Source organism: Pauljensenia hongkongensis, assembly GCF_001746855.1.
Lineage (GTDB): Bacteria > Actinomycetota > Actinomycetes > Actinomycetales > Actinomycetaceae > Pauljensenia > Pauljensenia hongkongensis.
Map to the genome: position 1 here is coordinate 1374327 of NZ_CP017298.1, position 9375 is coordinate 1383701.

Here is a 9375-nt window from a genome sequence, read left to right on the forward strand (position 1 = left end):
TCCCGCGCAGCGCCTCGTTGAACACCACAGCAGCGACAAAGACAAGGAGAAGCATGGCAACCGTCGCCCTCACCCAGGACAACTTCGAGAAGACCATCGCCGGACCGGGCATCGTGCTCGTGGACTTCTGGGCGCCGTGGTGCGGCCCCTGCCGCCAGTTCGGCCCCGTTTTCGAGGCGGCCTCCGAGGCGCACCCCGATGTGGTGTTCGGCAAGATCGACACGGACCAGGAGAAGCAGCTGGCCATGGCCGCGCAGATCGAGTCCATCCCCACGCTGATGGCCTTCCGCGACGGGGTCGCGGTGTTCCGCCACTCCGGGGCCCTGCCGCAGTCGGCGCTGAACGACCTCATCGGGCAGATCGGGGCCCTCGACATGGACGACGTGCGCGCGAAGATCGCCGCGGCGGCCGAACAGGAGGTGTGACGCCCCGGCGGCAGTCGGACAGCGCCCCCGCGCAACGGCGTGGCTGAGCAACGAGGGCCCCGGGAATCCCGGGGCCCTCAGCGCGTCCGCGGCCGGTCAGTATCAGCGGGCGAGCAGCTCGGCGGCGACCAGTTCGGCGATCTGCACGGCGTTGAGGGCAGCGCCCTTGCGCAGGTTGTCGCCGGAGACGACCAGGACGAGCCCGCGATCGCCGGGGACGGCCTGGTCCTGGCGCACGCGCCCGACCAGGACCTCGTCGCGGCCCGCGGCCTCCAGCGGGGTCGGCACGTCCACGAGGCGCACACCGGGCGCCCCGGCCAGCACCTCGAGGGCGCGGCCCGGCGTGATCGGACCGGAGAACTCGGCGTGGATCGTCAGGGTGTGGCCGGTGAACACGGGAACGCGCACGCACGTGCCCGACACCGCCAGGTCGGGGATGTGCAGGATGCGGCGCGACTCGTTGCGCAGTTTCTGCTCCTCATCGGTCTCCCCGCTGCCGTCGTCCACGATCGAGCCCGCCAGGGGCACCACGTCGAAGGCGATGGGCGCGGCGTACACGACCGGGGCGGGCAGGAAGACCGCGCGGCCGTCCAGCGCCAGGCCGGTCGGATCCTGCTTGACACCGGCCTCGATCTGCCCGGTCAGCTCGGCGACGCCAGCGCGCCCCGAGCCTGAGACGGCCTGGTAGGAGGACACGAAGAGGCGCTCCAGTCCGCCCGCCGCGTCCGCGAGGGGCCCCAGGACGGGCATGGCCGCCATGGTCGTGCAGTTGGGATTGGCGATGATGCCCTTGGGGCGGTCCGCGGTGTCCTCGGGGTTGACCTCGGAGACCACCAGCGGCACATCGGGGTCCTTGCGCCACGCCGAGGAGTTGTCGACGACGACCGCGCCGGCGGCCGCGAACCTGGGCGCGTACTCGCGCGAGGCCGTGGCACCGGCGGAGAACACGGCGATATCGATGCCCGAGTAGTCGGCCGTCGCAACGTCCTCGACGACGACCTCCTCGCCCTTCCACGGCAAGGCCGTTCCGGCGCTGCGCGCGGACGAGAAGAAGCGAATCGTCCCGACCGGGAAGTCCCGTTCCTCCAGCAGGGTGCGCATGACGCGCCCCACCTGCCCCGTTGCTCCGACGACGGCGACGTTGAGTCCGCTCATGGTGTTCTCCTTGTTGTTGTGCGCGCGCCCGTACGACGGGGCGGACGCGGGTGGGATCTGTGGCGACGGGGCCCGCCCGCCCCGGTGGGGCCCTGGCCTCCGCGGGGCCGGGCGCCCCGGGCCCGGTCGGCGTTCAGCGGCCGGTGCCTCCGTAGACGACCGCCTCGGTCTCCGAGGCGTCGAGGCCGAAGGCGGTGTGCACCGCCTGGACCGCGCGGTCCAGGTCCTCCAGGCGCGTGACGACGGAGAGGCGGATCTCGGAGGTGGAGATCAAGTCGATATTGATGCCCGCGTTGGAGAGCGCGGAGAACAGGCGGGCCGACACGCCCGGGTTCGTGCGCATGCCGACGCCGATCAGCGACAGTTTGCCGATGTCCGGGTTGTAGCGCAGCTCGTCGTAGCCGATCTCGGCGCGCGCCTCCCCCAGGGCGTCGAGGGCGGCGCGGGCGTGGTCCTCGGGCAGGGTGAAGGTGATGTTCGCCTTCGTGGGGTCCGAGACGGGGATGTTCTGGACGATCATGTCGATGTTCGCGCCGACCTCGGCGACCACCGCGAAGACGCGGGCGGCCACACCGGGGTTGTTGGGCACGTTCGTGACCGTGATCTTGTCCTGGGAGCGGTCGTGCGCGATCCCGGAGATTATGGGTTTTTCCATGGTGGGCTCCTCGGGGTGTGCCAGTGCGGCGTCGGGCACGAGGCCCTTGAGGTCGGGGTGGGCGGGGGCGTCGGAGATCCACGTGCCGTTCTTCTCGGAGAACGAGGACCGCACGTGCAGGGGGACGCCGTAGCGGCGCGCGAACTCGACGGCCCTCAGGTGGAGGATCTTCGCTCCGTGCGCCGCCATCTCCAGGGTCTCCTCCTGGGTGAGGGTGCGCAGGCGGTGGGCCTTGGGGACGATGCGCGGGTCGGCGGAGAACAAGCCGTCGACGTCGGTGTAGATCTCGCACACATCGGCGCCCAGGGCGGCGGCGAGGGCCACGGCTGTCGTGTCCGAGCCCCCGCGCCCCAGGGTGGTGACGTCCTCGTCCTTGGAGACCCCCTGGAATCCGGCGACGATGGCGACCTGGCCGTCCCTGACGGCGCGGGCGACGCGCTCGGGGACCATGCCGATGATCTGGGCGGCGCCGAAGTGCGAGTCCGTGCGGATGCCCGCCTGGGCGCCCGTGTAGGCGCGGGCCTCGACGCCGAGCTCCCCGACGGCCATCGCCAGGAGGGCCATGGAGATCCGCTCCCCCGCGGACAGCAGGATGTCCATCTCGCGCTCGGGGGGCTCGGAGCTGAGCTCCGCGGCGGCGTCGAGCAGGTCGTCGGTCGTGTCGCCCATGGCGGAGACGACCACCACCACCTGGTGGCCGGCGTTGTGCGTGTCGGCGATGCGGCGGGCCACCCGTTTCATGGCCGCGGTGTCGGCCACGGAGGACCCGCCGTACTTCTGCACGATCAGTGCCACGTGTTACTCATTTCTGCAGGCGTCACGGTGCGGCGCGACGGGCGCGGCCCGTGGGCGGCCCTGAGCCGCCGCCCACAATCCTATGACTCCCACGCCCTCTTCCCCGATCCGACCGTTATGTGGGAAGTCACCACTGCCCGTCGGCGGGCCGCGCACCAGCAATCAGCGGGTTGGGCGGGACCGACAGCCGACGGACTGGAGCAGCGCCGGGCGCGACCAGAGGGACGGCCCCCGCCCCATGGACGCGGATCCGCGCCGAACCCGTGCATGGGGTACACGCAGTCCCTAAAGTTGGAGCATGCCCGCGCACGATCCGGGGGCAGGGCACACGAAGGAGACGCGATGACCGAATCACTGGCACTGTATGGCACCCCCGTCGTGCACGGAGTCGCTTACGCCCCGGCTGTGTGGGTCCACAGGCCGCCGCTGCCGCCCCAGAGCGCCCCGGCACTGCCCGCACCGCACCGCGAGGACGAGGTCCGCCGGTTCATGGAGGCTCAGAGCGCCGTCGCCGACTCCCTCTTCGACAAGTCCCTGCGCGCCACCGAGCAGGCCGCGGACGTCCTGGTGGTGACCGCCTCCATCGCCACCGACCGGGCTTGGACGCGCGATGTCGCCGAGCGCATCCGCAAGGGGACCCCCGCCGTCCAGGCGGTCATGGCGGCGACCGCGCGCTTCGTCGTGATGTTCGAGACGGCGGGCGGCGTCATGGCCGAGCGCACCACCGATCTCATGGACGTGCGCGACCGGGTCATCGCCCACCTGCAGGGCATGCCCGAACCCGGGATCCCCGCCGTGTCCGAGCCCTTCGTGCTGCTGGCCGACGACCTGAGCCCCGCTGACACCGCCGGGCTGGACCCCTCGCTGTGCCAGGCGATCGTGACGCGCCTGGGCGGGCCCACCTCGCACACGTCGATCATCTCCCGCCAACTGGGGATCCCCTGCGTGGTGGCCGCCCGCAGGCTCCGCGAGATCCCCGAGGGGGAGCCCGTGCTGGTCGAGGCCGCCGACGGCCTGCTGACGACGGGCGTGGACCCGCGGGTGGCGCACTCCCTGGTCGAGGCGGACCTGCAGCGCCGCGCCCTGGTCGAGGAGTGGCGCGGCCCCGCCGCGACCAGTGACGGGCGGGCGGTCGAGCTCCTGGCGAACGTGGGCGACGCGGCAGCCTCGGAGGCCGCCCACGAGGGCGGACTGGCCCAGGGGATCGGCCTGGCCCGCACGGAACTGGCGTTCCTCAAGTCCACGGCCGAGCCGGGCGTCACCGACCAGGTGCGCGCCTACGCCCAGGTGATCGCCCCGTGGCGCGGCAGCAAAGTCGTCGTGCGGACCCTGGACGCCGGCTCGGACAAACCGGTCGCCTACGCGACACTGCCGGGCGAGGAGAACCCGGCTCTGGGCGTGCGCGGCATCCGCACCTCCGGCCCCTACCCCTCGATACTCGCGAACCAGTTGGACGCCATCGCCATCGCGGCTATGAGCGCCCCGGAGACGCGGGTGTGGGTCATGGCGCCCATGGTCTCCACCATCCCGGAGGCGCAGTGGTTCTCAGCGATGGTCCGCCAGCGCCGCGAGACCTACGGGGTCGACCTGCGCGCCGGCATCATGGTGGAGGTCCCCTCCGTGGCGATCCTCATCGACCAGTTCCTGGAGGCCGTGGACTTCGTGTCCATCGGCACGAACGACCTCACCCAGTACACGATGGCCGCCGACCGCGCCTCCGCGGACCTGGCCGAGTACGCCGACCCGTGGCAGCCCGCGCCCCTGTCGCTGGTCGCGCAGGTCGCCCGGGCGGGCGCCCGCGCGGGCAAGCCCGTCGGCGTGTGCGGCGAGGCCGGGGCGGACCCCTTGCTCGCCTGCGTCCTGGTCGGCATGGGGGTGTCGTCCCTGTCCATGGCGTCCGGGGCGATCCCGGGCGTGGGGGCGATGCTGGCCACCGTGACGATGGACCAGTGCGAGGCGGCGGCCAGGGCGGTCGTCGGCGCGCGCGACGGCGGCGAGGGCCGCTACCGGGCGCGCCGGGCGCTGGGCCTCATGTGAGCGCCCCCGGGACCGCCGCTCAGTGGTCCCGGGGCGAGCCCCTGTCGGGCCTGGGCGAGGGGATGACCCTCCACACGACCGCCGCCGAGGCCGCGATGAGGACCAGGGCGAACACCGTGGTGATCTGCATGGCGTGGGTGAACGCCGTCTTCGCGGCCTCGGCGACGGCGGCATCGGCGGGGTCGGCCAGGTCGAGGACCCCCAGCGTGCCCGACAGGGAGTCGCCGGCCGTGCTCCCGTGGACCTGGTCGAAGTCGGCGGGGAGCGCCACGAACCAGCGGTACAGCGCCGACTGCATGGACCCCAGGATGGCGATCCCGAAAGCGGCGCCCAGCTGGTAGGCCGTCTCCGAGATGGCCGAGGCGGCCCCCGAGCGCTCGCGCGGCGCGGCGGACACGATGGCGTCCGTGGTCAGCGTCGAGGCCATGCCCGCGCCGAATCCCAGGACCCCGACGCCCACCATGATCATGATGACGCCCGACACGGACGCGGCGACGGCGACCATGCCCAGGCCGAGGGTCATGAACGCGCCCCCGAAGCCGATGGCGTGGCCCCGCCCCAGCCTCGCGAGCACGCGGGAGGCCGCCAGAGCGGCCAGGATCCCGGTGACGGTCGCGGGCATCTCGACGAGCCCGGCGGCCAGGGGGGACAGGCCGCGCACCAGTTGCAGGTACTGGGAGAAGAAGTACACGAGGCCCACCAGGGCGAACACTGAGGCCGCCGAGCCCAGGACCGCGCCCGTGAACGCGGGGATGCGGAAAAGCGACAGGTCCAGCAGCGGGTGCTCCATGCTCATCTGGCGCCTGACGAAGAGGACGCCCGAGACGAGGCCGAGCACGAGGCCGATGGCCAGGGTCGTGTCGAACAGGCCGTGGGCGATCTGCTTGATCGCGTAGACGATGGGCACGATCGTGAGGATCGACAGCACCGACGACGCGATGTCGACGCTGGCCTCGCGGTTCCCGTAGGACTCGCGCAGCATCGGGACGCCCACCGCCAGGACCAGCACCATGATCGGCAGGTTGATGAAGAAGACGCTGGACCACCGGAAGTGCTCGATGAGGAAACCGCCCAGCAGCGGGCCCAGCGCCGCGCCCCCCGTCGTCCCGATCGACCAGATCGCGATGGCACGCGTGCGCTGGCCCGGGTCGTCGAAGGTGTTGCGCACGATCGACAGGGTCGAGGGCATGATCGCGGCGCCGAAGATGCCCATGAGGAAACGGCCCAGGATGAGGATCTCAGCAGTGGGGGCGAGCGCGCAGACCAGGGACGCGGCGGCGAAACCCGCCGCCCCGACCAGGAGCACCCGTTTGCGCCCGTAGCGGTCCGCGATATTGCCGACGGTGACCAGCAGCCCCGCGATGGTGAAGGCGTAGATGTCGCCGATCCACAGGATCTGGTTCGCAGTGGGGTTCAGATCGGCGCTCAGCGAGGGCACCGCCAGGGAGAGGATGGAGTTGTCGATCGCCAGCAGCAGGACGGCCATCGTGAGCACGCCGAGTATGCCCCATTGGCGCCCTGTGAACGCCTGCGACGAGGATTGAACAGGCATAGTGGTCTTCCGTCGAAGGGGTGCGTGGCCGTTCGAGTCTAACAACTGGTCGGCGCCACAATTCCCAGTTCGGCGGGCTTCCCCTCCAATTGGTGCGAAAGCTCACCGGTGCCGCCCCCGGCCCGGGCGGGCGCCGAGCCCGGGGGCGGACCACTGGTCGAACGGATCCCGAGGCGCACACCCCTCCACTGGGCGCGCGAACCGGCCCGGGCTGCCCGGGCAGCCCCCGTAGGCTCGGGGCCCTGGACGCGGGATCGCGCTGTTCCGGCCCGGAGTCCTCACTCCCCCGTCCGCGCGGGCCCCGACGGGATGGCCCGCCACGCGACGAGCGCGGCGGCCAGGCACAGCAGGACCGCGAACACCGCGGTGGCCTGCATGCCGTGGGCGAAGGTGAGCCGCACCGCCTCAGCCAGGGCGGGGTCGGAGCCGCCGGGGGGCACCCCGTCCGCTGCGGCTGTCCCGCTGGCCCCCAGCGCCTCCAGGGTCCGGGCCAGGGAGTCCGAGGCGCCCGCGCCGTGGGTGGACTCGAAGTCGTCGGGCAGCGCCACGAACCACCGGTAGTAGGAGGAGAGCACGGACCCCAGGACGGCGATCCCGCAGGCGGCCCCCAACTCGTAGGCCGTCTCGGAGATCGCCGAGGCCGCTCCGGCGCGCGAGGCGGGGGCGGCCCCGACGATCGCGTCCGTGGTCAGCGTCATGGACAGGCCCGAGCCGAAACCGAGGACCCCGACGCCGACCAGGATGAGAAAAATGCCGGGGACAGACTCGGCGGCCGCGACGATGCCCATGCCCACCCCCAGCAGCGCGGTGCCCAATGCGATGGCCCCTCCCTGCCCCAGCCTCGGCAGCAGGCGCGGGGCCGCCAGCGCCGCCAGGATGCCGGTGACGGTCGCGGGCATCTCGACGATCCCCGCGGTCAGGGGGGCCATGCCCCGGACGAGCTGGAGGTACTGGGAGAAGAAGTACAGCAGTCCCACCAGGGCGAAGATCGCGATGCCCGCGGTGAGCACGGCGCCGGAGAAGGCGGGGATGCGGAAGAGCCCGAGGTCCAGGAGGGGGTGGTCGAGACGGCGCTGACGGCGCACGAACGCCCAGCCGCTGGCGGCGCCGAGGACCAGGGCCAGGGCCTGGGGCCACCCGAAGCCGCCGTGGGCCGCCTCTTTGACGACGTAGACGATGGGCACGACCGTGAGGATGGACAGCACCGACGACGCGATGTCGACGCTGGCCCGGCGGTTCCCGTAGGACTCGCGCAGCATCGGGACGCCCGCCGTCAGGACCAGCACCATGATCGGCAGGTTGATGAGGAAGACGCTGGACCACCGGAAGTGCTCGATGAGGAAGCCGTCCAGCAGCGGGCCGATGGCCGCGCCCCCCGTCGTGCCGATCGACCAGATCGCGATGGCCCGCGTGCGCTGGCCCGGGTCGTCGAAGGTGTCGCGCACGATCGACAGGGTCGAGGGCATGACCGCGGCGCCGAAGATGCCCATGAGGAAACGCCCGAGGATGAGGACGTTGGCGTCCGGCGCCAGGGCGCACAGCAGCGAGGCCGCCGCGAAACCGATGGCGCCCACCAGCAGGGTCCTCTTGCGCCCGTAGCGGTCCGCGATATTGCCGACCGTCACCAGCAGCCCCGCGATGGCGAAGGAGTAGATGTCACCGATCCACAGGATCTGGTTCGCAGTGGGATCCAGGTCGGCGCTCAGCGAGGGCACCGCCAGGGAGAGGATGGAGCCGTCGATCGCCAGCAGCAGGACGGCCATCGTGAGCACGCCGAGGATCCCCCACTGCCGGGGGGTGAAGGGCTCCGGCCGCGCGGTGGGGGCGCCGCCGGAGGCGGGGGAGTTGTTCAGGGGAGCGTCCGATTCCACGGGGAGCAAGCCTAACCCGGGTCCGTGCGGCGCGCGCGGAGCACCGCGCAGCTCACACGCGGGCGCGTGGACCAGCGGCCCCCGCCCCCGTCAGCATGCGGGCCCTCACACGCGCAGGCGGCCCTCCAGCGCCCTGCCCAGTGTCACCGCGTCGGCGTACTCCAGGTCCGCGCCCATGGGCAGGCCCATCGCCAGGCGCGAGGTCTCGATCCCCATGGTGGAGAGCATCCGCGCCAGGTAGGCGGCGGTCGCCTCGCCCTCGACGTTCGGGTTAGTGGCCAGGATCACCTCGGCGATCTCGCCCTCGCCCAAGCGCTTCATGAGCGCCGCGATGCGCAGCTGCTCGGGGCCGATCCCGTGGATGGGGTCGATGACCCCTCCGAGCACGTGGTAGCGCCCCCGGAAGACGCGGGCGGCCTCGACCGCCTGGATGTCCTTGGGCTCTTGGACGACGCAGACCTTCGTGGGGTCCCGGCGCGCGTCCCGGCAGATCGAGCAGGTCGGCTCCTCCGTGACGTTGCCACAGATCTCGCAGTGGCGCACGCGGGTGCGGACCGCGTTGATGGCATCGACCAGGCGCGCCACGTCGTCCTCGTCCGCCTCCAGGACGTGGATGGCCATGCGCTGGGCGGACTTCGGGCCGATGCCGGGCAGCTGGCCGAACTCGTCGATCAGGTCTTGGAGGGCGCCCTCGTACATTCAGTAGGTCCCTTCGGTGGTCTTCTCTTCGATCACGCGCCCGCCTAGCACCTCCAGGACCGCGGCGAGGCCGACGACCGAGGAGTCGGAGATGTCCTCGTCGTCGATACTGGCGGAGTCGTCGTCCGCGGCGCCCACGCGCGGCCCAGGCGACGGGGCGCGCAGGGCCCGCTCGCGGAGCGCCGC

8 protein-coding genes are annotated in these 9375 nt (G+C 72.1%); 2 read left to right on the forward strand and 6 right to left on the reverse strand.

Features of this window, described 5'->3' with window-relative positions:
* Nucleotides 1-53: 53 nt before the first annotated feature.
* Complete coding sequence (gene trxA / locus BH719_RS05670) at nt 54-425, forward strand: thioredoxin (RefSeq protein ID WP_009743845.1); 372 nt, start codon at nt 54-56, stop codon at nt 423-425.
* Between the two features lie 102 nt (nt 426-527).
* On the opposite strand, the gene BH719_RS05675 is transcribed toward trxA, so the two are convergent.
* Nucleotides 528-1580: an aspartate-semialdehyde dehydrogenase gene (locus BH719_RS05675; protein ID WP_009743846.1), complete on the reverse strand. Its 1053-nt coding sequence runs from the start codon at nt 1578-1580 to the stop codon at nt 528-530.
* 133 nt (nt 1581-1713) lie between these two features.
* Nucleotides 1714-3030: an aspartate kinase gene (locus BH719_RS05680; protein ID WP_009743847.1), complete on the reverse strand. Its 1317-nt coding sequence runs from the start codon at nt 3028-3030 to the stop codon at nt 1714-1716.
* A 342-nt stretch (nt 3031-3372) separates the two neighbouring features.
* Here BH719_RS05680 and BH719_RS05685 point away from each other — a divergent pair, with 342 nt between their 5' ends.
* Nucleotides 3373-5067: a phosphoenolpyruvate--protein phosphotransferase gene (locus BH719_RS05685; RefSeq protein ID WP_009743848.1), complete on the forward strand. Its 1695-nt coding sequence runs from the start codon at nt 3373-3375 to the stop codon at nt 5065-5067.
* Between the two features lie 19 nt (nt 5068-5086).
* Here BH719_RS05685 and BH719_RS05690 read toward each other — a convergent pair whose 3' ends face one another.
* The 4 genes from BH719_RS05690 to BH719_RS05705 all read right to left on the reverse strand — a co-directional run.
* Nucleotides 5087-6619: an MFS transporter gene (locus tag BH719_RS05690; protein WP_009743849.1), complete on the reverse strand. Its 1533-nt coding sequence runs from the start codon at nt 6617-6619 to the stop codon at nt 5087-5089.
* 278 nt (nt 6620-6897) lie between these two features.
* On the reverse strand, nt 6898-8490 hold the full coding sequence (locus BH719_RS05695; protein ID WP_342671358.1) for an MFS transporter: 1593 nt from the start codon (nt 8488-8490) through the stop codon (nt 6898-6900).
* 105 nt (nt 8491-8595) lie between these two features.
* Entirely contained in the window at nt 8596-9189 is a 594-nt protein-coding gene (gene recR / locus BH719_RS05700) for a recombination mediator RecR (protein ID WP_009743851.1), read from the reverse strand.
* Nucleotides 9190-9375 (reverse strand): hypothetical protein (locus BH719_RS05705; protein ID WP_009743852.1); only part of this gene is annotated, 186 nt, incomplete at its 5' end.